This window comes from Pseudonocardia sp. KRD291, from assembly GCF_019263595.1.
Lineage (GTDB): Bacteria > Actinomycetota > Actinomycetes > Mycobacteriales > Pseudonocardiaceae > Pseudonocardia.
In genome coordinates, this window is the sequence record NZ_JADQDD010000059.1 from 1 (window position 1) to 25,753 (window position 25,753).

The following is a 25,753-nucleotide window of genomic DNA, read 5'->3' on the forward strand; positions in this document are numbered from 1 at the left end:
GGTCACCATGCCCGACAGCACCAGCACCAGGCCCAAGACCGTTCCCGCCGGCGAGCACCGGGCCAGCGCGGAGCCCCCTGCCGGGGTGGCGGAGGTGATGACCGTCGGGGTCCGCGTCGCGGGGCGAGTACCGACGAGGGTGGATCTGCGCTTCGCGGGGACGCCCGAGCAGCAGCTCGGGCTCTCACTCGGTTCCGTGCTCATCTACGTGCCCGCGCACCTCACGGCGCGGACGATCGCCCTGGCGTGGGGGCAGGCGGCGCCGATGGCGCGGTCGCTGTCGCCTGTTCTGCCCACCACCCGCCGCCCGGTCCTGGCGACCGGGCCATGGGCGACCTCGACGATGGTGCGGATGCTCGGAACCCCGGCGGTCGACACGATGTTGATGCCCGCGCGGCCGGGGACGAACCTGCCGACGATGCTGCGGATCCAGGTCGGCCCGATCACGTGGGAGCTCGCCGACGCCGCCGCCTACACCTCGGTACTCGAGGCATGGCGCACCGCGGCCGACCTGCTCGCCGTATACGCCGGGGAGTGATCGGCGGCCCTGTGGATAACTCGGGCCGGTCGCTGGCGCGGCCGGCCCGGTCCGGGCCACGCTGAGCGCATGCAGTGGCAGGTAGGAGTGCTCAGGTCCGGCGCGGAGAACATCGCCTGGACCCACCGCGGCGATGCGCCCGGCTGGGAGCGAGCCCGGTCGGCGACGATCGCGGCGCTGCGCGAGCTGGCCGCGGTCGAAGGCCGCCAGGAGTACCGGATCGGGATCGACGGGCAGCCCGGGATCGTCGTTCCCGGCCTGGACCCGTCCGGGAACGTCGCTCTCGACGGTCTGGACCGCGCCATCCCGCAGGAGCAGTACTGGGCATAGAGCCGCGCACGCCCGCCGGTGTCGGTGGCGGTGTGCGGGAGTCGTGGGGCCGGAGAAATCAGCTGGCTCGTGCGGCGATGGCGGCGAACTTGCGCTCCGGCCGCGCGGGTGGCTGCTTGCGTAGGCGTTGTAGCTCGGTGAACCCGGCGTCGGCGAGGTGCTGGGTGAAGACGTCGACGGGCCAGCGGTAGGCGGTGGTGACCGCGTGGTCGAAGTCGGCGACGTCGTCGTCGCTGTCGAAGAACCCGACGACGAGCGTCCCTGACGGTCGCAGGAGGCGCCGGAACCCGGTGAGGGTGCGGTCGAGCTCGGCCGGGGGCAGGTGGATCGTGGAGTACCAGGCCAGGGCCCCGGCCGCGGAATGCTCGGGCATGTCCATGTCGGTCATCGAGCCGAGCCGGAACTCCACGCCGGGGTGCGTGGCGCGAGCGTGCTCGATGAACTCGGGCACGATGTCAATACCGGTCACGTCCGCGCCGAGGGAGTGCAGGTAGGCGGTCCAGTGCCCGGGTCCACAGCCCAGGTCGAGCACGGGCCCGGAGAGGCCGGCGAGGTGCTGCTCGACGAGGGTCATGTTGTCCTCCTGGCCGGTCTGCCAGCCCCCGTCGAAGAGCCCGATGTACTGCTGCGACATCGCGGAGTACGCGTCGCGAACCGTCCCCTGGTGATCCATGGCGGCAGGCTAGTGCCGCCCCCGACAGTCTGGGCCGGGCGATCCCGGAGCAGCAGTACCGGGGGGAGATCGGCGCACGACCGCCGGCGGCGCCGTTGTGCGCGCCGGAGACCAGCACGACCGCCCGGGGCGGTCGATGAGCCGGGCCGACGCCACCGGGGCGGGATCACCGTCGCCTCGCCGGGCTCGGCCGGCGGTCGCGGTGGGGTGATCCCACGCCGGGTGGGCCAGCCCGAACCCCCGCCCACCCCGGGCGGTCGTGCCCGGGTCGGCGGCGTCACGCCACCACGACCCGGAGGTCACCATGCCCGACCAACATCACGCCCCGTACGCCCAGCCACAGCCTGGCAACCGCCCGCCGCAGCCGGTGTCGGTGCCCGCGCGCGTGGAGTTCCAGACCTCACGCGAGGGCTGGGGGATCTACCGGTGTCCCTGCACCAGTGGCACAGGGAAGCAGGTGGTGCTGCACCAGGCCGATCGGGACGGCCGGATCTGTGAGGCCCCGGACTGGGAGGAGCACCAGACGGTGACGTGCCGGGGGTGCGGGCGCTTCGGACGGTTGCTCCACGCCCATCCCGGCACCGGGGAGTTCCCGGTCATCGGCACCGGGGAGTTCCCGGTCATCGGCACCGCCGAGCTGCCCGGGGAGTGCCCGGAGTGTCTGGCCCCGGCCGGGGACCCGTGCCGCGACCCGTTCTGCCCAGGCCAGCACGCGCCCCTTCCTGCCCGCCACCGGTGAACAGAGTCGCCCGGCGGGATGACCCGCCGGGCGGCGCGAGAGGCTGCAACCTGGATCCTCGCCCGGCTGACGCCGGTCAGGGGCAGCGGCGCCGGTAGGCGCCGCCGAGGTGCAGTCCTCGGCGCCGGTGGGCATCGGCGTCTCACCAGCCCGGTGCCGGTGGGTATCGGTGGGTCGCCAGTTCGGTGCCGGTGGCGTGGGCGTGGTCGCCGGGTGCGGTGCCGGTGGGCCAGTGCCGGTTGGCGGGGTCGGGTCACCGGCTCGGTGCCGGTGGGCGTCGCCGCGGCCCGGGTCTCGGTGCGGGGGCCTCCGGTGCCCGGCACAGGTGGATCGCCCGGAGGTCAGCACAACCGTGGCGGGGCGAGCGTCGATGAGCCGTGCCGACCCATCCCGGTGAGACCCCGTCACGTCATCGAGGTCGGCCGGCGGTCGGGCGCAGGGTCACACCGGGATGGGCCAGCCCGTCTCCCCGACGTCCCCTTCGGGGACCCCACCACGGCCGTGCTGAGGCTGCGCCGCGTTCCACCCGCACCGAGCACCGGAGGCCCTGATGAGCACCGAGACCCTCTTCCGCACCGAGCACGACGCCCGCATCGCCAACGACATCCGGCTCGACATCGCCGACGGTGCCGACGGCACGGCGATCCCCTTCCGGGCGCTGCCGGAGGACTGGGCGAGCGCCGGTCCCATCACCTGCAGCGGCGCCTCTGCCTCCTACGGGCAGCAGGAGCCGCCCTTCTAGGCCCGGCCGGGGCAGGCCCGACCGGGCCCGCCCGCAGCGGCCTCACGAGGCCGCCACGGCCCGGCAGGCCCCGGTCGTGGCTGGTGCACGACGCGTTCTCCCCCCGCACTCGAAACAGGAGGATCCCGATGAACAACCCCCTCGCGCGCATCCGCGCGCATTTCCGGGATGCGGTCGGCGCCGCCCGCCAGGCCGGGCGCGACGCCCGCGACAAGCAGGTCGCCGAGCTTGGCCGGCGCGCCGTCGACGACCAGATGCCCGGCTGGGCGAACCGCTGGCTCGATCACGACAGCCACGAACCCGGCGCAGCGGCCGTGCCCAGCGACGGCAGGGTCGAGCCGGGATCCTCCGACAAGTACGAGGCAGTGGTGAACCGGTTCGTCATCGCCCAGGCCGGCCGGGAGTTCGACGCCGCGGCGGCGCGGGCGGCGGAGAACGGTGACCCGCAGGCCCGGGAGCACCTGGCGCGTGAGGTGCAGCGGACCGCGCGCCAGCTCGTCGAGCTCGAGGGCGGCATCGTTGGGGGGTCGGGCGTGGTCGACATCGTCCAGGCCCGCCAGGCCGCGGCCGAGCAACGGCGCAGCCTCACCGAGCCCACTCCGCCGGGGGCGGGCGTCGGCGCGCTGGCTGCAGAGCGGGCCCGGACCGCGCTGCAGCTGGCCGAGCTCGAGGCCGTCGAGGACACCACGGGCTCGCTGCGCGAGCCGGACGAGGAGATCGAGCCGTAGGGCCCGGCCCGGGCCAACGCCCGAGGGTCGCCACTGCCCCACCCGGGCAGCGCCTCGGCCGGGTGGGGCGCGGGTCGGTGCGCGCGGCCGGCCGGTCGGGTGGTGGCGCTCACGGCCGCGCCGGGCCAAGAACCCCGATGGACCCGCCTTCGGCGGGGCGGGCCTGTCGGCCCTAGAGCTAAGCACGGCCTCACTCAACATCAAGGGCGCTCCGCTGGCGCTACGCGTCGCCTCCGGCGACAGCCCTTCGGGCTGCCCTTGACGTCGAGCCTCGGAGGCCGCGCGACCGCCGCTTCGCGGTGGCGGGGCAGACGCCCGCCACCCTCCACGGGCCGACAGGCCCGCCACCTTCTGATCACCAGCCAGCGAGGGAGTGCAGCCGCGATGAACACCACCGACGACACCACGACGGGCGACACGGCCGAGGAGATGGGTGTGATCGCCGAGCTGATCGAGCGCGGCGCGGTGCGGGGTGCGCGTGCCCGCCTGGCGCGGCTGCTCGACACCGCGGACGTGTCGTCGCGGCTGCTGCTGGTCGCTTGTGTGGAGGCTCTGGAGCAGGAGCACCCGACGACGATGATGGAGCGGCTGCGCACGCAGTGGCGCCGGGCAGACGAGGGCGGGCGGGCGCTGGTCGAGGCGTGTGCCCCGAGCGCGGAGCGTCGTGCGGAGAAGGCCCGCGACGCCGACCGTGGCGCCCGCGAGAACCGGGCCAAGGACCGGGCGTGGGCGGCGCGTGCCCCGCGCGACCTGACCAGGCGCCGCAGCACCCCGCAGGGACGCCGGGACCCGCGAGACGTCGAACGCGACACCACCGCGCGCCGCTACTTCCTCGACCGGGTCGACCCGGTCGAGGACACCGACGAGGCGCCGCGCGATGACCGCCTGGACTACGACCTGGCCGCAGTCCCGGCCATGCGCGGGCTGCCCTGCGTGGCATGCGGAGTCGAGCGGGCCAGCCGCGACCAGCAGCGCTCCCGCGACGACGGGCTGTGCGAGGACTGCCGCGACAGCGGCCGCGCCGGGGTCCCGATCCTGTCGCAGGGCGCGAGCCGCGCGGATGTCCTGACCGCCCGCTGCCAGCACATCGCGGACAGCTCGCAGAGCACGGCCGAGCGTGACGCGCGCCTGCGCCGGGACTGGCGCCACCTGCGCACCCGCGACCGGTTCGTCGTGGCCGGATGGGTGGCCCAGAACCCCTGACCCCTGGACCGTGCGACCCCCGCCCCGGGTGTCCCCGGGCGGGGGTTCAGGCGCTCAGGGCCGCGCCGGGCCACGCGTTCGGCGGACCCGCCTCCGGCGGGGCAGACACATCGCCGGCCACCACCAGGCCGGCCAGGCGTGGCCGCAGGCCACGCCCATCCGCCCCGAGCCAGTGGGAGGTCGGAGTTCTCGCTAGGAGACGGTGGCCGCGCCCTCGGCGTCGGGGTCCGGTGCACCGGGAGCGGGCGAGGCAGTGGCCGCGTCCGGCAAGCCGGCGGCCGCTGCCCCCCGCGCGGCGGTCGCCGACGCCGACGTCGGCGACCGGTCAGGTGCGGCGTCGTGGCCGTTCGTAGTGGCGTCTCCGGCTTTGGCCGCGCGCAACTGGGTGCGGACCCGCTTGAGCGGTAGCCCGAACACCGCAGCCAGATCCTCGGCACTGCGGCCACCACTGTTCAGCTCGGCGAGCACGGCGCGCTGACGCTCCTCGACCGCAGCCAGCTTGGTCTCGGCCACGTCCCGGACGCGTACTTGCTGCTGGTCCAGATCGGCGAGCGCGGTGTCACGTTCAGCGGTGACCTTCTGCGCGTCGAGGTCGGCCGCGGCGTAGCGGGCGAACGCCTCGTCCTCACGGCGACGGCGCTCGACCTGATCGGCATCAACCCGGTCCCGCGCCGCTGCCAGCTCCCCCACCCGGTCACGCACCTCGCGCGGCGCCCGCGCCCCAGTCCTGCTCGCCATCGTCTACTCCCCCGTCTCGCCCCGCCGACCAACGTCGAGCCCGAGGCTAGGTCCTGGGTCCCGCGCTGTGAACCAACGATCAGGCAGCAGCCGAAGGCTGCAACGGCCCGGCCCGTTTGCAGGGCAGGAACGCCGGGCAGTGACCCCTGTCCGAGCCTTCCCGGTCAACTCAGCCTGTTGCTTTCGTCTACAGCCATGGCCCCTGCGTCGCCCTGCTTGCCTCATGGCCACCTGTGTTGATCTTGTTATAGACACTGTAGAACGACGGTCGAACATCAGTGCCTCGCTACGTGCGTGCGGTGCCAGTGGTCGCCGTCCCATCAGGGATGAGATCGGCTGAACGTCGAGGGCCGGGCGCTGGTCAGGTCAGTGAGTCGAGGGCGGCGCGTAGACGGTTTCCTGCGTCGGCGGCGGTGTCGGCGAGTTCGGCTTGATCACCGGCGGCTATGCCGAGCAGGGTGCCGGGGTCGACGGCTTGGACGATGGTGCGGCCGTCGGCGCGGCGGACGGTGACGTTGCAGGGCAGTAGCAGGCCGACCTCCGGGCTGGCGGACAGTGCGGCGTGGGCGAGGCGGGGGTTGCAGGCGCCGAGGATGGTGTAGTCGTCGACCTGTTCGCCGAGCTTCGCGGCGAGGGTGGCCTTGATGTCGATGGTCGTGAGCACGCCGAATCCCTGCTCGGCGAGGGCGGCGGTGACGGCGTCGATGGCCTGTGGGTGGTCGAGGGCGACCTCGACGGTGTGGGCGATCTGCACGCTGCTGGCTCCTTTCGTGTGGAACTCCGGGGTCAGGTGGTCGGGTCGGTGGCTGGGGTCACGACGCTACCGGAATACCCCCGGGGGTACGGTGGTTATGCGGAGGGCAAGTCCACGGGCCCACCGTGGGATGCCCGGGAACGGAGACGGCGATGCAGGTTCAGGTCAGTGAGTTGAGCGAAGTGGTGAGCCGCCTGCGCCGCGTGGAGGGCCAGATCAGCGGGATCATCCGCATGATCGAGGACGGGCGTGAGTGCAAGGACGTGGTCACCCAGCTCGCCGCTGCCGCCCGGGCACTGGACAAGGCCGGCTTCAAAATCATCGCGACCGGTCTGCGGCACTGCATGACCGAGAACGACGAGGGAGTGCGCGCGGTCGACGTGGCCGAGATGGAACGACTGTTCCTGTCCCTGGCCTGACGGGGCCGATCCGCGGCGGTTCGAGGGACCGGCGTCGGAAGTAGGGCACGCCATCGCCGACTACTGACCAAGCACGACGATCGAGCAAACGGTAGGAGATACCCTACCGGGTAGGGAACTATGATGATCGACATTCAGACGATCGCGACGTCCGGGCTGGGTGATCGCAGCTACCTGGTCACCGACGGCGAGGTGGCGGTGGTGATCGACCCGCAGCGCGATATCGACCGGGTTCTGGATCTGGCCGCTGATCTGGGTGTGCGGGTCGCCCTGGTCGCCGAGACCCATATCCACAACGACTATGTGACCGGGGGGCTCGACCTCGCGCAGCGCACCGGTGCGGCGTACCTGGTCAACGCCGCGGACGAGGTCGGATTCGACCGCACCCCGATCGCCGACGGCGACGAGGTCACGGCCGGGTCGATGCGTCTGCGGGCGATCGCGACACCCGGGCACACCCATCATCACCTGTCCTACGCCCTGCTCGACACCTCCACCGGCGAGGCCCCCGGTGGCGCTGTGGTGGCGGTGTTCACCGGTGGGTCGATGCTCTACGGCACCACCGGGCGAACCGACCTCGTGTCGCCGGCGGACACCGTCGAGCTGAGCCACGCCCAGTTCCACTCGGTGCGTCGGCTGGCCGCCGAGCTGCCCGCCGAGGCCGCGGTTTACCCGACCCACGGGTTCGGCAGCTTCTGCGCCAGCACCCCGGCCAGCGGCGCCGATGGCTCCACCGTCGGTCAGGAGGCCAGCACCAACCCGGCACTGACCCAGGACGAGCAGGACTACGTCGACGCGTTGATCGCCGGGCTGGGGGCGTTCCCGACCTACTACGCCCGCATGGGCCCGGCGAATGCCGCCGGCCCCGCCCCGGTCGACCTGTCGGCCCCGGAGCCGGTCGATCCTGCTGAGCTGCGGCGCCGCCTCGAGGCCGGGCAGTGGGTGGTCGACCTGCGCGGACGCACCGCGTTCGCCGCTGGGCACCTGCCCGGCTCGCTGGGATACGAGCTCTCGACACCGTTTGTCACCTACTTCGGGTGGACGTTCGACTTCGACGCCGAGGTGACCCTGATCGGCGACGATGCGCAGCAGGTCGCCGACGCCCAGCGTGAACTGGTCCGCATCGGCATCGACCGCTTCGCCGGCGCCGCCACCGGCCCGATCGAGTCCCTCACGGCCGGACAGGGCCTGCGCTCCTACCCGGTCTCGGACTTCACCGGCCTGGCTGCGGCCCGAGCGCAGCGCGGCCAGGACGGGCCCTTCGTCGTCGATGCCCGCCGCGACGAGGAGCGCGCCGCCGGTGGGGTGGCGGGTTCGGTGCACATCGCGCTGCACGAGCTGCCCGCCCGCCGCGACGAGGTCCCCGACGGCGAGGTCTGGGTCTACTGCGGCTCGGGCTACCGCGCCTCGATCGCCGCCTCGATGCTCGACCGCCCCGGCCGTGACGTCGTCCTGATCAACGACGACTGGCCCCGGGCCGCCGACGCCGGGCTGGCCATGACCGACGAGCCTGCCACCACCGGCAGCTGACCCGCGCTCGCCAGCGACCCCCATCACGGTGCTGCCCACCCGCGATGCGGCGGTGCAGCACCGCGCACACCCAGGCGAATCCGCTCGGGCAACGAGCGAGACGTCGATCGAGAGAGGACCTTCCCCGCATGACCGCGACCCCCACCCCCGAGCTCGCGACCTCTGCACTCGAGACCCCGGAGGTCGGGCGCGCCGTCGATGCCCGCGTTGTCGTCGCCTGGCAGAGGGCGCACGACGGCGACGAAAGCGGGGCGCCGATGGTCGTCGACGTCCGCAGCGCTGCCGAGTACGAGGCCACGCACGTCCGCGGCTCCTACCACGTGCCGCTGGCCACGCTGGCCGAGCACACCAGCGACCTCGCCACCCACCTCGAAGGCCCCGTGGTCCTGGTGTGCCAGTCCGGTGTGCGCGCCGAGCAGGCCCGCCACCACCTCGCCGCGGTCGGGCTGGACCGCGCCCACGTCCTCGACGGGGGCCTGCCCGCCTACACCGCCGCCGGTGGTGACGTCGTCGTCGGCGCGAGGGTCTGGGCGCTGGAGCGCCAGGTCCGCCTGGTCGCCGGTGTCCTCGTGCTGGCCGGGCTCACCGCGGGTCGGTACCTCACTCCGAAGGGTCGGCTGGTGGCCGGCGGGATCGGCGCCGGTCTGACGTTCTCCGCGTTGTCGGACACGTGCGCGATGGGCGCCGCCCTGGCGCGGCTGCCGATCAACCGCGGCGTCACCGAACCGGGCGCCGCCGACACCCTCGCCACCCTGCGCGCCGGACCGCGGGGGCGAGCGCGGTGAGCGTCCTCGCGGCGGGGTTCGGGCTGGTCATCGGCGCCCTGCTCGGCCTGGTGGGCGGCGGTGGGGGCATCCTCGCCGTCCCCGCCCTGGTCTACGGGCTCGGGCTGCCGCTGGCCGAAGCGGTCCCGGCATCGCTGGTGGTGATCGGGCTGGCCTCCGCCGTCGCGGTCGCCCCCAGGGCACGCCGCGAGGTCAACTGGCGCCTCGCCGCGGTCATCGGTGTCGCCGGTACCCCCACCGCGATCGCCGGAGCGGTGGTCAATCCCCTGCTCGATCAGCGCTGGCTGATGCTGGTGTTCGCCGCGATCATGGTCGCCGCCGGAGTGCGGATGCTGCGCGGCACCGACGAGGCTGGCGGGGTGTGCGAGCTACCCGGCGGCGGCGTCGCCTGGCGACGCTGCCTGCCGCGCGCGGTCGCGGTCGGCCTGCTGGTCGGGTTCCTCACCGGCCTGCTCGGCGTCGGCGGCGGGTTCCTGCTCGTGCCCGCCCTGATCGTTGCCCTGGGCCTGCGGACCCCGACCGCGGTCGCGACCTCGCTGGTCATCATCGTCGCCAACTCCGCGGCCGGGTTCGTGCCCTACCTCGGAGCGAGCGCCACGGGCATGAACTGGTCGATCATCATTCCGTTCGCCGGCGCCGCGATCGTGGCCTCGCTCCCGGCGGGCCGGCTCGCCCGACGACTCACCGCAGCCACCCTGCGGCGCGGGTTCGCCGTGCTGGTGCTCCTCGTCGCCGCCGGTGTCGCCGCCCAGACCGTGACGGCGCTACTCACCACCTGACCGCTCGACCGACCCGACCGACCCGACCGATGATCGAAGGAGAACGAACCATGGCTATCCGCGAGACCTCCGTCGACGAGTTCGCCGCCGCCCGCGACGCGGGCGAGGTGACCCTGATCGACGTCCGCAACCCCGACGAGTACGCCGAGGGCCACATCCCCGGCGCCCACCTCGTCCCGCTGCCCGAGCTCGCCCACCGGATCGGCGAGATCCCCACCGGCGCCACGGTGCACGTGGTCTGCCAGTCCGGCGGCCGCAGCGCCCAAGCCGCCGAGCTGCTCACCCAGACCGGCATCGATGCCGTCTCCGTCGCCGGCGGCACCCAGGGCTGGATCACCTCGGGCCGCACCACCGAGACGGCCCCAAATAGGTAAGAAGACACCGCGGGCGCCGGTGACGAACGGGTACGCGGCGAGAGCCACACGTCCACAGGCATACACCTGCAGGAGGGCAGAACCATGATGGGAAACTCGATGATGGGCTGGGCCTGGATCTGGCCGGTCCTGGTACTGATCGGGATCGTGCTGCTGGGCTATGTCGCGGTGCGGCTCACCCAGAACCGCCGCAGCCTCGACCAGGCGGCGGGTCCGCGCCGCGAGTCCCCGCCTGCGCAGGCAGCCTCGTCGGCCGATGTCTCGTCCTCGGCCAGGAGCATTCTCGACGAGCGATTCGCCCGCGGTGAGATCGACGACGAGGAGTACCGGCGGCGCCGCGCGGAGCTGGCATGACCCCGGCTCCGATCAGCCGCCGCCGCGCGATCATCCTCGGTGGGCTCGGTGCGGCCAGCCTCGCCGCCGGCGGCACCGGCTGGATCGCTGCTGGCCCCGGTGTCGGGACGAGTCGGCTTGAGCCCGCCGACACTGGAGCCGAACTGCGTCAGCCGCCTGTCCTGGACAGCCGCGACGGTCGGCTGCAGGTCGAACTCACCGCCGCTGCAGGCGCGCGGCTGGGCGGCGTCGACACCCAGGCGCTGGGTTTCAACGACACCTCGCCCGGACCGACGCTACGGGTCCGGCCCGGGGACGAACTCGAGGTGCGCCTGACCAACCGGCTCGATAAGCCCACCAATCTGCACACCCACGGGCTGCGGGTGTCCCCGCAGGCCAACAGCGACAACCCGTTCCTGCGCATCGATCCGGGCACCTCGTTCGACTACCTCTACCGGATACCGCCCGATCATCCCGCGGGGACGTTCTGGTATCACCCGCATCACCACGGCATGGTGGCCGATCAAGTCTTCGGCGGGCTCGCCGGCGCGCTGATGGTCGACCCGCCACTTGGGAACGGCCCGGACCTGCCCGTAGTCGAGGACCGGGTGCTGCTGGTCACCGACACCACTCTCGACGCCGACGGCCACCTCCTCGAGGCCAGCGCGATGGACCGGGCGATGGGCCGCCAGGGCGAGCTGGTGCTGGTCAACGGCCAGCACCAACCCACCATCCCCGCCGCTCCCGGGGCGACGCAGCGCTGGCGGATCATCAACGGCTGTGTCTCCCGTGTGCTACCGATCCGCCTCGACGGGCACGACCTGATCCAGGTCGCCCACGACGGCACCTTCTTGCCCGCGCCGGCAACGAAGGACCGCGTGCTGCTCGCCCCGGGTAACCGGGCCGACGTGATCGTGCGCCCCACCGGAACCGGCCGTTACCCGCTGATCGCCGACGCCGTCGACCGCGGCGGCATGGAGGGGATGATGGGCGGTAACACCGCCGCCAGCGGGCCGGTCACCCTGGCCACCCTGGTCACCGACGGGCCGTCGGTCACCGCCCCTCCGCTGCCGGCCACCCTGCCCGCTGAGAAGACCGGCGGAGGACCCACGACCGCGCGACGACAGATCACCTTCCAGATGGGCATGAGCGGCAGCGGGATGGGCGGGATGGCCTTCACCATCGACGGCCGCACCTTCGACCCCGCCCGCGACGACCAGACCGTGCAACTCGGTACCACCGAGGAGTGGACGATCAACAACCCCAGCCCACTCGCACACCCATTCCACCTGCACGTCTGGCCGTTCACCGTGCTCGCCACCAGCGACGGCGCCCGGCCGGTCGGGGTGCCCCAAGACGTCGTGCTCGTCCCGGCCCGCGGCTGGGCCCGGCTGCGGATCCCGTTCACCGAACATGACGGGCGCAGCGTGTACCACTGCCACATCCTCGACCACGAAGACGCCGGGATGATGGCCACCATCAACGTCCGGGGCTAGCTCGAACAGCACCACCGGCGCGCGCCCGCTGAAGCTCACGTCTCTAAGAACTCTAGTTTCGCGAACGGACCCGGCAACCCGGGATCATGTCGTAATCGGTCTTGATCTGACACGCCCCGGTCGCTGTGCTCGTGAGCAGCGTTTCCGCAGGTCTCTGGTTCTCAGTACCCGTCCAAACTCGCAGCGGGTCGCCGCCCGCGGTGTCGCGACGCTACTGGTCCGCGCCGAGGGTGATCGCCCTATTGGTGGCCGAGCTGGCGCAAGACCTCGGCCAGTTGGCCGCTGAGCTCGTCGAGCCGGCGGTCGAGCTTCACGTCCAGGGCGCTGACTTTCTCGTCGAGGCTGTCGACCTTCCGGTCGACGCCCTCGACCAGTTCGTAGAGCGAGTCGATGTCGCCACGCTGTTGGCGTACCTGGCGCTCCACCTCGGGCTGGGACACCCGTAGGACGGTAGCTGACCGCTGAGCTTCGGGGGTGCGGGCGTGCCGTCCGGCGACCCTACGGGTCCAGGTGTCGCTGTCGGGTAAGGATCGTTCGCGAGACACCCGGTGTGCGGGTCCGTTCCTGCAGGTCGCGGTTGGAACGAAACCCGTGTTCGCGCCTACGTCAACTCATCGGGGGTTCGCGATACGGTCTGCGGTGTGCGGATCGGCTACGCCCGGGTCTCCACCCGGGACCAGCATCCTGAGGCCCAACACGACGCGCTGCGCGCGGCCGGCTGCGAGCAGGTGTTCGTCGACCGGGCCTCGGGCAAGCTCGCGCGCCGCCCGGAGCTCGATCAGGCGCTGCTGGTCGCGCGGGCCAGCGACCAGCTGGTGGTCACCAAGCTCGATCGGCTGGGGCGCTCGCTGGAGCACCTGATCGAGCTGGCCCGTACGTTGCAGCAGCGCGGTGTCGATCTGGTGGTGCTCGATCAGGGTGTGGACACCTCGACCGCGGTGGGGCGGATGTTCTTCCAGGTGTTGGGCGCGATCGCCGAGTTCGAGGCCAGCCTGCTCTCGGAGCGAACCAAGGACGGCCTGGACGCCGCCCGCGCCCGCGGGCGGACGGGCGGGCAGAAACCGAAGCTCGGGCCGCGTCAGGCCCATCTGGCCCGGTTGATGTACGAGGAGACCGGCGCGGACGGGCGGCGCCGGTACACGGTCGATCAGATCGCCGCCGAGTTCGCGGTCAGCAGGCCCACGATCTACCGCTACCTGGGCAAGCCAGCCGGAGCGGCTCGGCCGTCGGGGCAGGGGCAGCGGTGATGCGGCGGGGTGTGGCGTATCGGCGGCGGACCTCGATCCGTTGTTCGGGGTGCGGGCAGGCGCCGGTGAACCCGATCGCGCGCGCGGAGGTGACGATGACGTGGCTACTGCCCGGGACCGAGCAGGCGCAGGGGCCGCTTGAGCGGCGGTTCTGCCGTGGTTGCGCCCCGACCGGGCCCGTCGCCGACCTCGCGTGCGTGCGGTGTGGAGACGGCCCGCTGGTGGCCGGGGACCTCGCGGCCGGGGACCTCGCGGCCGGGGACGCCTGGGCCGCCACGATGTTGCAGGCCTGGATGACGAGCACCGGGTGGCTGCTGGACGGGCCGGTGTGCCCGGACTGTATCGGCGGACCCGCGCGGTGACGCGGCTCGACCCGCAGGAGAAGACGCTGCTGGTGGCCCGGCTGCGGGAGCGACGCCGAGCTGGTGAGTTGACCAGTGACGCGGTGCGGGCCGTGGGCGCTGATGTTGGTGTCACCGAGCGCACGGTGTGGCGCTGGTTGACCGTCGCGCCGGACGCGACGAGGTGCGCGGCCCGGGCGGGCTACGAGCTGACCGACGCGGACCTGGATGCGTTCGCGGCGTGGCAGCGCAACGTCGCGGCGGTGCACCGCGAGCTCCACGCCGACCGCCCGGACGGGTTGTCGGTGCGCCGGCTGCAGTACGCGTTCGCCACGCAGCTGACCCCGGGTCAGCGGGCGGGGCTGGTGGAGGGTGCGGAGGGTCGGCGCAGGTATGAGGTGTATCTACGGTGGGAGCCGCCGGCGCGGAACGCGCTGTGGGAGGGCGACCACGTCGAGCTGCCGGTGCTGGTACTGGCGCCGCGGGCGCAGCGCCCGGTCAAGCCGTGGGCGACGTTGTTCATAGACGGCTACTCGCGGCTGGTGATGGGGTGGGCCATCTCGCTGCGCCCCACCTCGGCCACGGTGCTCGCCGCGCTCCGCGGCGGGATCGCCCTCGACCCGGCGCGCGGCCCGTTCGGAGGCGTCCCGTCCGTGCTGCGCACCGATCACGGGTTGGAGTTCACCGCGACCGCGCTGCGCCGCTCGTGCGCGGCGCTGGGCGCCCGTCAGCAGGCGCTAGTGCCGATGACGCGGGGCACCGAGCTGACCCCTGCGGTGCGGCCGGAACCGGCTGAGGCCGCCGATCGCGACGCCCTCGATGAGTCGAGTGGCCCCGACGCGGCCGAAGCGCGCCCGAGCGTCGAGGAGTCCCTCGCCGAGGGTTCGGCAGGACTCCGGGATCTACGCGAGTCCGCGCACCAGGCTCGCATCGAGGCCGCCCGTGAGCAGCCCGGCACGGCCCGGCGCGAGCAGGAACGCCAGGTCCAGGCGGGCTACGACGCCCGCGCCGAGGCCGACCAGGTCCACACCGAAGCCGAGCGTCGCGGCCAGGAGAGCGACCGCGAGCAGGCTCCGAACCTTGAGCACGAGATCGAGAGCGGCTACGACGATGATCTCGACTACGACGACTACTGAGCCAGCGGGCCTAGCGTTGCGCCCGGCCGGTGACCCCGCCGGCCGGCCACGTCCACGCCTCGGCCCGAACCGCACGCCAGTCCGGCTCGGAGGTGTACCCGGCAGCGCGATCGCGCTGGATCTGCACCTCGGCCTCAGCGCACGAGCGCAGGTGAATTTCGTCGGGGAGCACCACGTCGCCGAGGCGGCCCCACGGGCCGTCGCAGATACCGCGGTCGTTGGCTCCGACGTGCTCGTGCCACGGTGGATCCACGATCTCGCGCTCCGCACCCGGCCGCGGCTCACCCCACTCCACCAGCAACTCGCGCGCGGCGAGCGCCTCCACCTCCCGCTTATAGAACGGGTAGGCGAGCGAGCTCATCTTGCGGGCGAGCGCGGCCCGCGCCGTCGGGCGCCGCTCACCATCGTGGAGCGTGGTCGCGGTCGGGCCGACGTAGACGTGGCAGTGCCAGCGGTGCTGGTCGAAACCCGGTACCGCGGTCTCGATGACCGCCGCCAGCTCGAGGCGGGCCGGCATCGCGGTGTCGCCATGGGTGATGGCGTAGCCGCCAGTCTCCTGAACGTTGGTGAGCAGGCGCGAGACCAGGGCGCTGTAGCCGTGCCCCCAGGCGTTGAGCTCCGGGCGGAGATCGGCCTGGGCCATGCCATCGAGCATCGCCGACAGCGACACAGGCACGCGGAACTGCACGTCAATCGAGCCCTGTGGCGGGATCGCGGACGGGTCGTCGACGTCGAACAGAACAGCCGGCGCCACGTGTGTGTCGCCGTAACGGCCCAGGACCGGCATCGCGGTCACCCCCCCTCCCCCGTCGCGTCTGGCGTCTGTGGAAGGAGATTGTACGGCGAGGACCGACAGTTTCGGCCGCGCCGGAACGCTGCCCGCGCTGGATTCGCGGGCACCACGCCGACCTCGGCCAGGCACTGGCTGCGACGCGGGCCGCGGGAGCCGACGCCGAGCCCGTGCCGCAGCCCATGACGGGGTGTCGTTAAGGACGGTTTCACCAGGGGCGAAGTAGCCCGGTGATGATCACACGCTATCGTGCGTTCTTGCTGGTCGGGGCCGGGTTTGGGTGGAGGCGTGTGTGGCCCGGGTCCTGGAGCTCGACGAGCTGGTCGAGCACTTCACGTTGCTGCCCGACGAGGTGGCGTTGCTGCGCAACAAGTTCGGCGCGACCCGGCTGGGGTTCGCGCTGTTGTTGAAGTTCTTCGTGCGCGCGGGCCGGTTCCCGTCGGGCCGCTCGGAGCTGGGCGATGAGGTGCTGGAGTTCGTCGCCGGCCAGGGGGCCCCGGCGTCGGATCTGGGTTTCTACGACTGGTCAGGCCGCACGATCAAGGCACATCGTGCCGAGGTGCGCCGGGTGCTGGGGTTCCGGGAACGCTCGGTGGATGACGCCGAGAAGCTCACCGACTGGTTGACAGAGCAGGTCGCGCCGGCCGAGCGGCGCCCGGAACTGGTGCGTGAGGCGTTGATCGGGCGCTGCCGGGACGAGCGGGTCGAGCCGCCGGCGCCGGCGCGGGTCGGGCGGATCGTCGCCGCGGCGTTGTACCGGGCGGAGGAGGGCCTGTTCGACCGCGTCGCGGGCCGGCTGTCCGCGGTGGAGACCGCCCGGGGGCGCGGGCTGGCAGCGGTGGCCGTCTTGGACGACACCGACCCCGGCCTCGACACTGCCGCCGAGCTGGGTACGCAGCCGGGCTCACACGAGTCGAACAGCGGCGACACCGCGGGTCCGGTGGGTGCGGAGCTGCTCGGGCTGATCCGCAGCGAGCCGGATCTCCCGCGCCGCGTCGACCACCACGCGGCGCTCGCCACCACCCGGACGCGCTCGAGTGTCACATCGACATCGAGCCCGGCGCGATCTCCCGATAACCGCGTCTCGTTCGACGGACACGATGGCCCAGCCCAGACCGGTGGCGGCGCGAATCCGCGCGCCCAGGACGGCCGGGTACCGCTGGGGCACCCGACAGGAGCTGTGTAGGCGCTGGACAGCCTCTGGTGCTGACATCTGGACCTCGGGAGACATGGGTCGAGCGGCTGCCGGTCTCTGGGTCTCTCGGCGGGAGATCCTTCAATGAGCCGCTCGCCTGGGCGGGCGCCCGTCCTGGTCCGTCGTCGTGTGCTGACCTCGGACCGCGGGCGCGTCCTGCTGGGTTGCCCGGCCGGGTGCGCGTTGCGCGCCCTGGCACGCCAGCGTGGGGACAGCCGCACCACACAAGAGGTTCCGGCTCCCGGCGATCGTGACGGGCTAGCTAGATGTACTGATCGCGCGGTACCGGTGACGCGACCGCTGGCCGTTGAGGGCGGCGGGTTGGCAGCAGGACGGCAGGGGCGAGCCACGCCGGCTCGCCCCCTGCCGGTTCTCATGCCGAGGTCAGCAGCTGCTGCATCTCGGCGATCTCGGACTGCTGGGCGTCGATGATTGTCTGGGCGAGCGTTTTGGCCTGCGGGTTCTGGCCGGAGGTGAGCTCGGTGCGGGCCATCTGCACCGCGCCCTGGTGGTGTTGGATCATCATCTGCAGGAACATCTTGTCGAATGCGGCGCCGCGGGCCTGCCCGAGTTGCTGCATCTGGGCGTCGGTCATCATGCCCGACATGCCGCTCTGGCTGTGGTCCATGCCGGGGATGTCACCGCCGGCGTTCTCGGGTGCGCCCCAGGCGGCGAGGAAGCCGCGCATCTGCGCGATCTCGGGTCCCTGGGCCTGTTCGATGCGGGCAGCGAGCGCCTTGACCTGCTCGCTGCCGGCCTGGCCCGTGGCCTGCTTGGCCATGTCCACGGCCTGGGTGTGGTGCGGGATCATGCCTTGGACGAAGCTGATGTCGGCGTCGTTGTGCGCAGCGGACACCGCGGCCGGTGGCGTTGGCGCGGCAGGGTTGGCCGGGGCGCTGGTCGCAGGCGCGCCGGAGCCACCGCAGGCGGTGAGCGTGAGGGCGGCGGCCGCGGTGGCGAGCACGCCGAGGAGGGACTTGCGCTTCATGGGGTGAGCTCGTTTCTGGTCGTGAGCGGAACGGATCGGGGCCAGCGCTCTTGCACGCTGGAGGCCGATCAGGTCCGCAGCACGCAGAGCTGCGCGAGCCGTACCGAGGTCGGTGGCGGCCGGCGGCGGGACGCCCGGCGCACTAGCGCGCGGATCCGAACGTGCCGCCGGTCGGGGCGCAAGGTGGGCCACAGCGCCAGCGCGGCCATCCCCAGGACGAGCAGGGCGGCCAGGATCGCCAGGCACAGGTGCAGGATCTGATGCATCGATGACGGCATCGACCCGTGTCCCGCGCCGTGCACTGAGTGGTCGGTTCCCTGCTGCGCGATCGGGTATGCCGCGGTCGCGTCGGTCGTGCCCGCCGATGCGTGGGCGGGCATGTCCTGGGCCGCGCCGGGCGCCGTCGCCGCGGCTCCGGGTCGGCTCATGTGCCCGTCGGTGACGGGTGCGGTCCCGATGAGGATCAGGGCGTGCATGCACAGCACGCCGAGGATCAGGGGCAGCACGAACAGCATCTGCCGCCGACCGCCATCCATACGGCCAGCGTACCGGGGCAGGTCGCGTGCGATCGTGTCCCTCATCCGGGGGTGCCGCCGAGGAACCCGAACACGAGCCCGCCGCCGACGCCGAGCACCAGGGACGCCGCGGCGGCGGTCACAGCGGTGAGCCGGGCCCACAGGCTGGCCACGACTGGCTCGTGCTGCTCGGGATCGGTCGCGGCGAACACTGGGGCGATCCAGCGCAGGTAGTAGAACAAGCTGGCCGCGGTGTTGATGATGGCCACGACGACCAGCCAGGCCATGCCGCCGTCGATCGCCGCGGCGAACACTGTCAGCTTGCCGAGGAACACCGCGGTCGGTGGGGTGCCGACCAGTCCGAGCAGGCAGATCACCAGCGCTACGGCCAGCATCGGGTGGCGGCGGGCCAGGCCGCGGTGGGCGTCGATGGTGCGTCCGGGTAGGGCGGCGACGACGGCGAACGCGCCGATGTTGGTGATCGCGTAGGCGGCGAGGTAGAACAGCAGCGCCGGCAGCGCCGCGGGTGTCCGGCTGGCGACGGCGATGGCCATCAGCAGGTAGCCGACCTGGGAGATCGTGGAGTAGGCGAGCAGTCGCAGCAGCGAGGTCTGGGCGAACGCGGCCAGGTTGCCCAGGGTCATGCTCGCGGCGGCGAGTACGGCGAGCAGCGGCGGCCAGTCGACGACGGTGTCGGGGATCGCGGTGGTGAGCAGCCGGTAGGCGCCGACCAGGGCGCCGATCTTCGGGATCGTGGTCAGGACGGCGGCGACCGCGGGTGGGGTGCCGTCGGTGACGTCGGGGACCCAGAAGTGGGCGGGGACGGCGCCGGCTTTGAAGGCGAGCCCGGCCAGTACCGCGACCAGCCCGACCGCCGCCGCGGCCGCCGGCCCGGTGGAAAGGCCCTCGCGCATCGCCGCGTATCCGGTGGCGCCGGTGGCGCCGTAGAGCACGGTGACACCGGTGATCATGGTGACGCCGGCGAAGGCGCCGGAGAGGTAGTACTTCATGGCGGCTTCGGTGGCCAGGTCGGCTTTGTCCCAGGCGGCGAGTGCGTAGAGCGGGATGCTGGCCAGCAGGAACGCGGAGAATAGCAGCAGCAGGTCGGCCGCGCCGGCCAGCAGGACGGAGCCGAGCGCGCCGAGCAGCACCAGCACCGTGTACTCGGTCTCGCGGCGGTGCCCGGCGACGGTGTCGGTCGACAGGCCCAACAGCAGCAGGGTCGCGACCAGCACGATCGCCCGGGTGGCGTGGGTGGTGGCGTCGACGGCGTAGGAGCCGCCGAACACCATCTCGTCGGGGCGGGTGGCCGCGACCGCCGTGGCGATCAGGCCGATCACGCAGGCGGCGACCGCGAGCGCCCGGACCCATCCCTGGCGGCGGCGCGGTAGCCAGGACCCGAGCAGCAGTCCCAGCACGGCCGCGGTGAGCAGCGCGAGCTCGGGGACCAGCGCGGTGGGGTCCTCGTTCATCATCTCCACGGCGGACCTGCCCCACGCCCAGACGGTCGTGCCCTGCGCTGTGTTGGCGGTTCGCTCGCCGGCTCGCTCACCGGGTGACCAGCTCGTTGAGGGCCCGGGAGGCGGGTTCGATGAGGTCGAGCAGGAACCGGGGTGCCAAGCCGATCACGGTGGCCAGCGCGAGCAGTGCCGCGATCGGGATCGTCTCGCTCGGGTGCAGGTCGCCGAACGGGCGGGGCGAGCCCGGCGCGTCCGGGATCCGGACCGGCCCGAGCAGCAGCTTCTGCATCGCGAGCAGGAACAGTCCGGCGGTGAGCAGGATCCCGGTGACCGCGAGCGCGGTCGGGATCGGTGCGGCTCCGAGGGCGCCGGTGAAGATCTGGAACTCGGCGATGAACCCGGAGAAGCCGGGCAGCCCGAGGGAGGCGAACGCGGCCACCGCGAACAGCCCGGCGAAGCGCGGGGTGCGCGCGGCCAGGCCGCCGTAGGCGGCCAGCTGGTAGGTGTGTCCGCGTTCGTGCAGCGACCCGGCCAGCAGGAACAGCGCGCCGGTGATCAGGCCGTGGGAGACCATCTGGGTCACCGCGCCGGTCGTTGCCAGCTGGCGGGCCTGCTCGTCGGAGCCGGCCACCAGTCCGGCGGCTCCGACGCCGAGCAGCACGTAGCCCATGTGGTTGACCGAGGTGTAGGCGATCATGCGTTTGAGGTCGGTCTGGGCGAGTGCGACGAGCGCGCCCCAGATCACCGACACCACCCCGACGATCACCACGGCCAGCGCGAACTGGCGCCAGCTGGCGGGCAGGATCGGCATCGCGATCCGCACGAACCCGTAGGTGCCCATCTTGAGCAGCACCCCGGCCAGCACTGCCGATCCGGTGGCGGGGGCCTCGGTGTGGGCGGGGGGCAGCCAGGTGTGGAACGGCACGGTCGGGGTCTTGATCGCCAGCCCGACGCCGATCGCGAGCAGGGTCAGCCCGGCATACGGGCCGCCGGCGGCGAGCGGGTTCGCCGCGACCAGCGTGGGGATGTCGAAGGTGTGCGGCTCGGCGGCGAGGAAGAGCAGGATGAACCCGAGCAGCAGCGCCAGCGAGCCGAGGAAGGTGTAGAGGAAGAACTTCAGCGCCGCCGCCCGCGCCCTGGCCCCGGCCCCCCAGCCGGCGATCACGAAGTACATGAACACGATCGACAGGTCGAAGAACAGGAAGAATAAGATCAGGTCGAGGGCGACGAACAACCCGCAACACACGGCCTGCAGGGCCAGGAACAGCGTCACGTAGGCCTTCGGGCGGCGGGTCTCGCGCCACGCGAACACCGCGGTGGCGGTGAACACCACCACGGTCAGGGCGAGCAGCGGCAGCGAGAGCCCGTCCACGCCGAGGTGATAGGAGATCCCCGCGCTCGGGATCCACGCCCGCCGCTCGACGAACCCGTACCCGACCGCCGGCATCGCGGTCCAGACCGCGACGACCAGCGCGAGCTGGACGAGCCCGGTCGCGATCCAGGCGCCGACGAACACCCGGGCCGGCGTCGTCGCCGGTAGGAACGCCAGCACCAGCGCAACGACGGCCGGGGCGAACACGATCAACGACAGCAATGGGTCACCTCACCACGATCAGGACGACGGCCAGCGCGGCGAGTAGGGCGAACCCCACCGAGGCCTGCGCGTAGTACTGGTGCAGCTGCCCGGTCTGCGGACGGCGCGCCCACCGGCCCAGCACACGCGCTCCGTCGGCGAGCCCGCGCACCGCGCCGTCGACGGCGCCCTCGCCGCGGCGGTCCAGGCCCCGCGCCGCCCGCACAGTGGCCCGGGCGGCGGCGTCGACGCCGCGGTCGAGGACCCGGTCATCGACCCGGGCGAGCACCCCGGCCAGGGCCAGGGTCGGGCGGACCAGCAGCCGGTGGGCGGCCTGTTCGAGCCCGAGCCATCCCAACCAGGCCGCGGGCGCGGGGATCCGGGCGCCCCGGCGCCAGGCCAGCCCGGCCGCGGCGAACGCCACCAGCGCCGAGACCACCAGCTCCCACGACGCCGGAGCCGGCGAGGGGGCGAGCACGCCGGAGCCGAACACGAGCAGCCCCGCGCCGGCGGCCCCGACCGCGAGTACCAACAGCACCGGGGCGACGACGGGCGCGACCTGTCCGGTCGGGCGCTGCTCGAGCACCTCCGCCGGCGCGGCCGATGCGGCGGGCTCGACTGGTCCTGCGGCGGGCTGCCAGACGAACCACAGCGCACGCACGCTGTAGACGGCCGCGACCACCGCTCCGGCGAGCCCGACGGCATACAGCGCGACCGACCGCTGCAGTGCCGCGGCCAGGACGGTGTCCTTGGCGACCCAGAGCCCGAGCGGCGGTAGCCCGGCCAACGACAGCGCCCCGACGGTGAACGCGGCCCCGACCAGGGGGAACCGGCGGGCGGCGCCGGCCAGTCCGCCGAGGCGTTTGGTGCCCAGGGCGACCAGCCAGGCCCCGGCGGCGAGGAACAACAGGCTCTTGGTCGCGGCGTGTGCGATCAGCTGCAGCACTCCGGCCGAGCTCCCACCCACGCCGGCCGCGAGGACCATGAACCCGATCTGCGCGCACGTCGAGGCGGCCAGGAGCTGCTTGAGATCGCTCTGGGCCACCGCGACCAGACCCAGCAGCAGCGCCGTCGCCGCCCCGACCCACGCCACCAGCGGGCCGGCCCAGCCGGAGGCGCCCAGCAGCGGCGCCAGGCGCAGCAGCAGGTAGGCGCCCGCGGCGACCATGGTCGCCGAGTGCAGCAGCGCCGAGACCGGGCTGGGACCGCGCATCGCGCCGGATAGCCAGAAACTGAACGGCAGCTGCGCCGACTTGCCCAGCGCGGCCAGCACAATCCCGGCCGCGACCACGTGCAGCCAGCCACCCCGGGCGGCGGGCAGTTCGGCGAGTGCGAGCGACCCGACCCCGCCGGCCAGGGCGGCGCCCGCGGCCAGGTAGAGCCCGAGGTCGCCGGTGCGGGTGGTCAGGAACGCGGTGCTGGCCGCGCGGGCCGCGTCCGTGTCGCGGTGGTGGTAGCCGATCAGCGCCCAGCTGGTCGCGCCCATCACCTCCCAGGCCATCAGCAGCGGCGCCAGCGTGACGGCGGTGACTGTGCCCAGCATCGCCCCGGCGAAGATCAGCATCAGCCCGACGAACCGGCCGGTACGCAGCTCCGGCTCCCCGGCCGCGACCAGCAACACCGCCAGCAGCGCCCCGGCTACGGTCAGCACCATGGCCGCGGACAGTCCGTCCACGGCCAGCTCGGCGCGGATCCCGGCCAGCAGCGGCGCCGAGGCGACCGGCCGGGTCACCGACGCGGCCACGGCAAGTACCGCGATCGCGGCCGCGACCAGGACACCGGCCGGGACCGCGGCGCGGGTCGCGCCGGGGCGGGCGAGCGCCAGCGCCGCGCCGGCCAGGACCGGTAGCCCGACCAGGGACCACAGCAGCACGCGCTCAGCCCTGCAGCTCTGCGGCGCCGTCGGTCATGTCGATCTGCTTGGCCCGGTAGATCGCGGTGACCACCGCGAACCCGGCCGCCATCTCGATCGCCATCGCGGTCACCACCACCACGATCAGCACCTGCCCCTCGGTCCCGGCGGGGGCGAGGAAGTACCAGAACGCGGCCGCGGCCAGGATGACCCCGTTGAGCATCAGCTCCAGGCCCATCATCAACATCACGATCGACTGCTGGGTCAACGCCCCGAACAGCCCGATCGAGAACAGCGCCGCCGCGGCGAGCAGGAACGCCTGCAGGGTCATCGCCCGACCCCTCCCCCGGCCGGATCGTCCGCGGTGGACGCGTCGAGGTCGTCGCCGAGGCGGTCGTAGCGGCCGCGGTCGGTGGCCAGCACCACGGTGGCCACGATTGTGGCAAATAGGGTGATACCGAGCGTCATCATGGTCAGCATCTGACCGCCCATCAGCGCCTCACCCAGGGCGAAGGTCAGGTCCGGCGCCGCGGCGCCGCCGCGCGCGGGCCAGTCAACCAGCAGGATCCCGGCGGCCAGAACGGCGAACGTGCCACCCGCGATGACCGCCGAGCCACGGGTGTTGTGGAACATCGACATCGGCATCAGCCCGGCCGGGTTCATCATGAACATGACCATGAACACGGCCATGATCACCATCTCGATCACCATCATCAGGGCAATCACCACGCCCAGATAGCCGAGCCCGACCAGCAGCACGAGCCCGACCACGGCCAGGAAGGAGATGAGCAGGCAGAACGTCGCCCGGGCCATCGAGTCCACCCGAAACACCAGCCCACCGAACACCACCGCGGCGACCGCCAGCACCCAGAACAAGATGGCGGACAGCATCAGATCCCTCCTTGACCGAGCACGACCAGGGCGACGACCAGGGCCTGGGCGATGGTCAGCGGCATCAGCACGATCCAGGAGATCTCGGTCCAGCGATCCATCCGGATCGTGGGGATCCGGTGGCGCAGCCACACCAACGCGGCCAGCACGACGGCGGTCTTGACCACCACCCACAGCCACCCCGGAAGCCACGGGCCGTGCCCGCCGCCGAGGAACAGCGGCACCGCCATAGCGGCGGCCACCACGAACAGCAGCCACCGCCCGCCGGCGAACACCAGCCGGTCCACCCCGGACAGCTCCGCCGCCGCGCCACCGGCAACATCGCGGGCCACCGGTGCGTCGAACGGGCCCCAGAACGCCATCGCCGCCGTGGACAGCAGGTAGGCGACGAACGCGACCGGCATGATCGCGACGAACCACAGGTCCTGCTGGGCGTCGACGATGTCGGTCATCCGCAAACTCTGCGCGCCGAGCGCGGCGGTGATGATCGCGAACATGTGCGGCAGCTCGTAGGCCAGGCCCTGCGCGACGAACCGGTAGCCGCCCACCAGCGACAACGCGCTGTTGGCCCCCCACCCGACCAGCCACACCGCGGCCCAGGCGAAGACCTCCATCGCGTTGAACCACACGACACCCACCGAGAGGTCGGCGAGCGGACGCATCCCCAACGGCAGCACCGCGGCCGCCCCGATCGCCGCCACCGGCAACGTCGCGCCCCCGGCCCGCCACAGCAGCGCATCCGCGGCCAGGGTCCGGCGACGCTGCCCGACCAGCAACCGCGCCGACTCCCGCAACGGCGCCACCAGCGCAGCACCCACACCGACCGGGCGTCCCCCGGCCCGCGCCCCGACCACCAGATCGAACACGAGAACCAACCACACCGCGCCCAGCAGCAGCACCGGCAGCACCAACGCCCACCACGTCGGCAGCGCGGCGAGGACCGGAGCCGGCTCAGTCATGGGGGTGTCCGTCCGGTCGCGCCGGTTCCTGCGAGCCGACCGCGGCCAGGTCCAGGTCCGGGTCGACGGCGGCCACGATCAGCCGTGCCGCCGCGAGCTCGGCACCGACCAGGCGGCCCGCCAACTGCTGGAGAACCTGGTCCGGCGAGCCGTCCGGTAGGCGGCCATCAGGGGGCACCGGCGCCGAGCCGTTCCGGGCGAGGGCGGCGGCCGAGGCGTGCAGTGCCTCCAGGTTGCCGGAGACCAGCTCGGAGATCTCGACGTCGCCGGCGCGCAGCCCCCGCAACATTCGGCGCAAGGTCCGGGATCGGCGCACCCGCGCGGCCAGCGCCTCCACCCGCTTATGGATCCCCGAGCCGGGCGCCCCGGCCAGGGCGTCGTCGAGCAAGCCCCGGGCGGTGCTCGCCGCCGCGGGCCAGCCGGCGACGCCGAGGAACCGGGCGAGCCCGTCGAGGCGCCGGGCCACCTCACGCCGCGGCTCGCGGCGCCCGGGCGGGCCCCAGAATGAGGCATCGATCGGGTGCGCCGGCGCGAGCACCCGCAGCCGGGCCTCCTGCACGACGTCTCCCTGCAACACCGCATCCAGGACCAGGCCGTGCGGCCAATCGGGCAGCACCGGACCGAGCGGGACGTGCAACCGGTCGA

Annotated in this window: 30 protein-coding genes and 1 pseudogene; 17 read left to right on the forward strand and 14 right to left on the reverse strand. The window is 72.8% G+C overall.

Features of this window, described 5'->3' with window-relative positions; all coding sequences use genetic code 11:
- Both I4I78_RS11000 and I4I78_RS11005 read left to right on the forward strand, forming a co-directional pair.
- Positions 1 to 538, forward strand: a 538-nt coding sequence (locus tag I4I78_RS11000; protein ID WP_218611174.1) for a hypothetical protein, incomplete at its 5' end; no start/stop codon positions are given.
- A gap of 69 nt (positions 539 to 607) precedes the next feature.
- Positions 608 to 868 (forward strand): hypothetical protein, encoded by a 261-nt coding sequence (locus tag I4I78_RS11005; RefSeq protein ID WP_218611175.1) that lies wholly within the window; start codon positions 608 to 610, stop codon positions 866 to 868.
- Between the two features lie 58 nt (positions 869 to 926).
- On the opposite strand, the gene I4I78_RS11010 is transcribed toward I4I78_RS11005, so the two are convergent.
- Positions 927 to 1,541: a trans-aconitate 2-methyltransferase gene (locus I4I78_RS11010; protein ID WP_218611176.1), complete on the reverse strand. Its 615-nt coding sequence runs from the start codon at positions 1,539 to 1,541 to the stop codon at positions 927 to 929.
- 304 nt (positions 1,542 to 1,845) lie between these two features.
- Between I4I78_RS11010 and I4I78_RS11015 the strand changes: the two genes are divergently transcribed.
- From I4I78_RS11015 to I4I78_RS11030, 4 genes are all read left to right on the forward strand, one after another.
- Positions 1,846 to 2,280: a hypothetical protein gene (locus tag I4I78_RS11015; RefSeq protein WP_218611177.1), complete on the forward strand. Its 435-nt coding sequence runs from the start codon at positions 1,846 to 1,848 to the stop codon at positions 2,278 to 2,280.
- Positions 2,281 to 2,830: 550 nt separating this feature from the next.
- Positions 2,831 to 3,022 carry a hypothetical protein gene (locus I4I78_RS11020; protein ID WP_218611178.1) on the forward strand — a complete coding sequence of 64 codons (192 nt, stop codon included), beginning with the start codon at positions 2,831 to 2,833 and terminating at the stop codon, positions 3,020 to 3,022.
- A 128-nt stretch (positions 3,023 to 3,150) separates the two neighbouring features.
- Positions 3,151 to 3,750 carry a hypothetical protein gene (locus I4I78_RS11025; RefSeq protein WP_218611179.1) on the forward strand — a complete coding sequence of 200 codons (600 nt, stop codon included), beginning with the start codon at positions 3,151 to 3,153 and terminating at the stop codon, positions 3,748 to 3,750.
- Positions 3,751 to 4,134: 384 nt separating this feature from the next.
- Positions 4,135 to 4,953, forward strand: a complete 819-nt coding sequence (locus tag I4I78_RS11030; RefSeq protein ID WP_218611180.1) for a hypothetical protein — start codon at positions 4,135 to 4,137, stop codon at positions 4,951 to 4,953.
- Positions 4,954 to 5,145: 192 nt separating this feature from the next.
- Here I4I78_RS11030 and I4I78_RS11035 read toward each other — a convergent pair whose 3' ends face one another.
- Positions 5,146 to 5,643, reverse strand: a complete 498-nt coding sequence (locus tag I4I78_RS11035; protein WP_308252024.1) for a translation initiation factor IF-2 — start codon at positions 5,641 to 5,643, stop codon at positions 5,146 to 5,148.
- Positions 5,644 to 6,052: 409 nt separating this feature from the next.
- Entirely contained in the window at positions 6,053 to 6,445 is a 393-nt protein-coding gene (locus I4I78_RS11040) for a DUF302 domain-containing protein (RefSeq protein ID WP_210036864.1), read from the reverse strand.
- Between the two features lie 152 nt (positions 6,446 to 6,597).
- Here I4I78_RS11040 and I4I78_RS11045 point away from each other — a divergent pair, with 152 nt between their 5' ends.
- The 7 genes from I4I78_RS11045 to I4I78_RS11075 all read left to right on the forward strand — a co-directional run bounded on the left by I4I78_RS11045 (position 6,598) and on the right by I4I78_RS11075 (position 12,161).
- The gene (locus I4I78_RS11045) at positions 6,598 to 6,864 is read left to right on the forward strand and encodes a metal-sensitive transcriptional regulator (RefSeq protein ID WP_210036863.1); all 267 of its coding nucleotides are present in this window, start codon (positions 6,598 to 6,600) and stop codon (positions 6,862 to 6,864) included.
- A gap of 123 nt (positions 6,865 to 6,987) precedes the next feature.
- The gene (locus I4I78_RS11050) at positions 6,988 to 8,394 is read left to right on the forward strand and encodes a rhodanese-like domain-containing protein (RefSeq protein WP_218611182.1); all 1,407 of its coding nucleotides are present in this window, start codon (positions 6,988 to 6,990) and stop codon (positions 8,392 to 8,394) included.
- Positions 8,395 to 8,522: 128 nt separating this feature from the next.
- Entirely contained in the window at positions 8,523 to 9,179 is a 657-nt protein-coding gene (locus I4I78_RS11055) for a rhodanese-like domain-containing protein (RefSeq protein ID WP_218611183.1), read from the forward strand.
- On the forward strand, positions 9,176 to 9,958 hold the full coding sequence (locus I4I78_RS11060; protein WP_218611184.1) for a sulfite exporter TauE/SafE family protein: 783 nt from the start codon (positions 9,176 to 9,178) through the stop codon (positions 9,956 to 9,958). The genes I4I78_RS11055 and I4I78_RS11060 overlap by 4 nt, the downstream gene beginning before the upstream one ends.
- Positions 9,959 to 10,008: 50 nt before the next feature.
- Positions 10,009 to 10,332, forward strand: coding sequence for a rhodanese-like domain-containing protein (locus I4I78_RS11065; RefSeq protein ID WP_210036859.1), 324 nt, complete (start codon positions 10,009 to 10,011; stop codon positions 10,330 to 10,332).
- Positions 10,333 to 10,416: 84 nt separating this feature from the next.
- Complete coding sequence (locus I4I78_RS11070) at positions 10,417 to 10,686, forward strand: SHOCT domain-containing protein (protein WP_218611185.1); 270 nt, start codon at positions 10,417 to 10,419, stop codon at positions 10,684 to 10,686.
- Complete coding sequence (locus tag I4I78_RS11075; protein WP_218611186.1) at positions 10,683 to 12,161, forward strand: multicopper oxidase family protein; 1,479 nt, start codon at positions 10,683 to 10,685, stop codon at positions 12,159 to 12,161. Before I4I78_RS11070 ends, I4I78_RS11075 begins: the two co-directional genes overlap by 4 nt.
- 239 nt (positions 12,162 to 12,400) lie before the next feature.
- On the opposite strand, the gene I4I78_RS11080 is transcribed toward I4I78_RS11075, so the two are convergent.
- Positions 12,401 to 12,601: a hypothetical protein gene (locus tag I4I78_RS11080; protein WP_218611187.1), complete on the reverse strand. Its 201-nt coding sequence runs from the start codon at positions 12,599 to 12,601 to the stop codon at positions 12,401 to 12,403.
- Between the two features lie 201 nt (positions 12,602 to 12,802).
- Between I4I78_RS11080 and I4I78_RS33770 the strand changes: the two genes are divergently transcribed.
- The 3 genes from I4I78_RS33770 to I4I78_RS11095 all read left to right on the forward strand — a co-directional run bounded on the left by I4I78_RS33770 (position 12,803) and on the right by I4I78_RS11095 (position 14,885).
- Entirely contained in the window at positions 12,803 to 13,408 is a 606-nt protein-coding gene (locus I4I78_RS33770) for a recombinase family protein (protein ID WP_308252025.1), read from the forward strand.
- A 65-nt stretch (positions 13,409 to 13,473) separates the two neighbouring features.
- A complete protein-coding gene (locus I4I78_RS11090) occupies positions 13,474 to 13,770 on the forward strand; it encodes a hypothetical protein (protein ID WP_218611188.1) in 297 nt (98 codons plus the stop codon).
- Complete coding sequence (locus I4I78_RS11095) at positions 13,767 to 14,885, forward strand: DDE-type integrase/transposase/recombinase (protein ID WP_218611189.1); 1,119 nt, start codon at positions 13,767 to 13,769, stop codon at positions 14,883 to 14,885. The genes I4I78_RS11090 and I4I78_RS11095 overlap by 4 nt, the downstream gene beginning before the upstream one ends.
- Positions 14,886 to 14,895: 10 nt before the next feature.
- On the opposite strand, the gene I4I78_RS11100 is transcribed toward I4I78_RS11095, so the two are convergent.
- Positions 14,896 to 15,681 (reverse strand): hypothetical protein, encoded by a 786-nt coding sequence (locus tag I4I78_RS11100; RefSeq protein WP_218611190.1) that lies wholly within the window; start codon positions 15,679 to 15,681, stop codon positions 14,896 to 14,898.
- 286 nt (positions 15,682 to 15,967) lie between these two features.
- On the opposite strand from I4I78_RS11100, the gene I4I78_RS11105 reads away from it, so the two are divergent.
- Positions 15,968 to 16,861, forward strand: coding sequence for a DUF4158 domain-containing protein (locus I4I78_RS11105; protein ID WP_308252026.1), 894 nt, complete (start codon positions 15,968 to 15,970; stop codon positions 16,859 to 16,861).
- 382 nt (positions 16,862 to 17,243) lie between these two features.
- Here I4I78_RS11105 and I4I78_RS11110 read toward each other — a convergent pair whose 3' ends face one another.
- From I4I78_RS11110 to I4I78_RS11150, 9 genes and pseudogenes are all read right to left on the reverse strand, one after another.
- Positions 17,244 to 17,858, reverse strand: coding sequence for a DUF305 domain-containing protein (locus tag I4I78_RS11110; RefSeq protein ID WP_218611191.1), 615 nt, complete (start codon positions 17,856 to 17,858; stop codon positions 17,244 to 17,246).
- Positions 17,859 to 17,926: 68 nt separating this feature from the next.
- The gene (locus I4I78_RS11115) at positions 17,927 to 18,394 is read right to left on the reverse strand and encodes a DUF6153 family protein (protein ID WP_218611192.1); all 468 of its coding nucleotides are present in this window, start codon (positions 18,392 to 18,394) and stop codon (positions 17,927 to 17,929) included.
- Between the two features lie 41 nt (positions 18,395 to 18,435).
- Positions 18,436 to 19,845, reverse strand: coding sequence for an NADH-quinone oxidoreductase subunit N (locus tag I4I78_RS11120; protein WP_218611193.1), 1,410 nt, complete (start codon positions 19,843 to 19,845; stop codon positions 18,436 to 18,438).
- Between the two features lie 76 nt (positions 19,846 to 19,921).
- The gene (locus tag I4I78_RS11125; RefSeq protein WP_218611194.1) at positions 19,922 to 21,427 is read right to left on the reverse strand and encodes a NuoM family protein; all 1,506 of its coding nucleotides are present in this window, start codon (positions 21,425 to 21,427) and stop codon (positions 19,922 to 19,924) included.
- Between the two features lie 4 nt (positions 21,428 to 21,431).
- Positions 21,432 to 23,279: a proton-conducting transporter membrane subunit gene (locus tag I4I78_RS11130; protein ID WP_308252027.1), complete on the reverse strand. Its 1,848-nt coding sequence runs from the start codon at positions 23,277 to 23,279 to the stop codon at positions 21,432 to 21,434.
- Between the two features lie 4 nt (positions 23,280 to 23,283).
- Positions 23,284 to 23,589 (reverse strand): NADH-quinone oxidoreductase subunit K, encoded by a 306-nt coding sequence (locus tag I4I78_RS11135; RefSeq protein WP_218611195.1) that lies wholly within the window; start codon positions 23,587 to 23,589, stop codon positions 23,284 to 23,286.
- Positions 23,586 to 24,149 carry an NADH-quinone oxidoreductase subunit J gene (locus tag I4I78_RS11140; protein ID WP_218611196.1) on the reverse strand — a complete coding sequence of 188 codons (564 nt, stop codon included), beginning with the start codon at positions 24,147 to 24,149 and terminating at the stop codon, positions 23,586 to 23,588. Before I4I78_RS11140 ends, I4I78_RS11135 begins: the two co-directional genes overlap by 4 nt.
- Positions 24,149 to 25,108, reverse strand: coding sequence for a complex I subunit 1 family protein (locus I4I78_RS11145; protein WP_218611197.1), 960 nt, complete (start codon positions 25,106 to 25,108; stop codon positions 24,149 to 24,151). The genes I4I78_RS11140 and I4I78_RS11145 overlap by 1 nt, the downstream gene beginning before the upstream one ends.
- Positions 25,101 to 25,753 (reverse strand): annotated as a pseudogene (locus tag I4I78_RS11150) (hypothetical protein); the annotation flags it as partial. The pseudogene I4I78_RS11150 and the gene I4I78_RS11145, both read right to left, overlap by 8 nt.

Bases quoted from the DNA above. Each gene is read 5' to 3' on its own strand.
- I4I78_RS11010 (WP_218611176.1), bottom strand. From the start codon at position 1,541: ATGGATCACCAGGGGACGGTTCGCGACGCGTACTCCGCGATGTCGCAG.
- I4I78_RS11025 (WP_218611179.1), top strand. From the start codon at position 3,151: ATGAACAACCCCCTCGCGCGCATCCGCGCGCATTTCCGGGATGCGGTC.
- I4I78_RS11140 (WP_218611196.1), bottom strand. From the start codon at position 24,149: ATGCTGTCCGCCATCTTGTTCTGGGTGCTGGCGGTCGCCGCGGTGGTG.
- I4I78_RS11020 (WP_218611178.1), top strand. From the start codon at position 2,831: ATGAGCACCGAGACCCTCTTCCGCACCGAGCACGACGCCCGCATCGCC.
- I4I78_RS11110 (WP_218611191.1), bottom strand. From the start codon at position 17,858: ATGAAGCGCAAGTCCCTCCTCGGCGTGCTCGCCACCGCGGCCGCCGCC.
- I4I78_RS11135 (WP_218611195.1), bottom strand. From the start codon at position 23,589: ATGACCCTGCAGGCGTTCCTGCTCGCCGCGGCGGCGCTGTTCTCGATC.
- I4I78_RS11115 (WP_218611192.1), bottom strand. From the start codon at position 18,394: ATGGATGGCGGTCGGCGGCAGATGCTGTTCGTGCTGCCCCTGATCCTC.
- I4I78_RS11065 (WP_210036859.1), top strand. From the start codon at position 10,009: ATGGCTATCCGCGAGACCTCCGTCGACGAGTTCGCCGCCGCCCGCGAC.
- I4I78_RS11050 (WP_218611182.1), top strand. From the start codon at position 6,988: ATGATCGACATTCAGACGATCGCGACGTCCGGGCTGGGTGATCGCAGC.
- I4I78_RS11070 (WP_218611185.1), top strand. From the start codon at position 10,417: ATGATGGGAAACTCGATGATGGGCTGGGCCTGGATCTGGCCGGTCCTG.
- I4I78_RS11075 (WP_218611186.1), top strand. From the start codon at position 10,683: ATGACCCCGGCTCCGATCAGCCGCCGCCGCGCGATCATCCTCGGTGGG.
- I4I78_RS11045 (WP_210036863.1), top strand. From the start codon at position 6,598: ATGCAGGTTCAGGTCAGTGAGTTGAGCGAAGTGGTGAGCCGCCTGCGC.
- I4I78_RS11145 (WP_218611197.1), bottom strand. From the start codon at position 25,108: ATGACTGAGCCGGCTCCGGTCCTCGCCGCGCTGCCGACGTGGTGGGCG.
- I4I78_RS11055 (WP_218611183.1), top strand. From the start codon at position 8,523: ATGACCGCGACCCCCACCCCCGAGCTCGCGACCTCTGCACTCGAGACC.
- I4I78_RS11120 (WP_218611193.1), bottom strand. From the start codon at position 19,845: ATGAACGAGGACCCCACCGCGCTGGTCCCCGAGCTCGCGCTGCTCACC.
- I4I78_RS11030 (WP_218611180.1), top strand. From the start codon at position 4,135: ATGAACACCACCGACGACACCACGACGGGCGACACGGCCGAGGAGATG.
- I4I78_RS11015 (WP_218611177.1), top strand. From the start codon at position 1,846: ATGCCCGACCAACATCACGCCCCGTACGCCCAGCCACAGCCTGGCAAC.
- I4I78_RS11005 (WP_218611175.1), top strand. From the start codon at position 608: ATGCAGTGGCAGGTAGGAGTGCTCAGGTCCGGCGCGGAGAACATCGCC.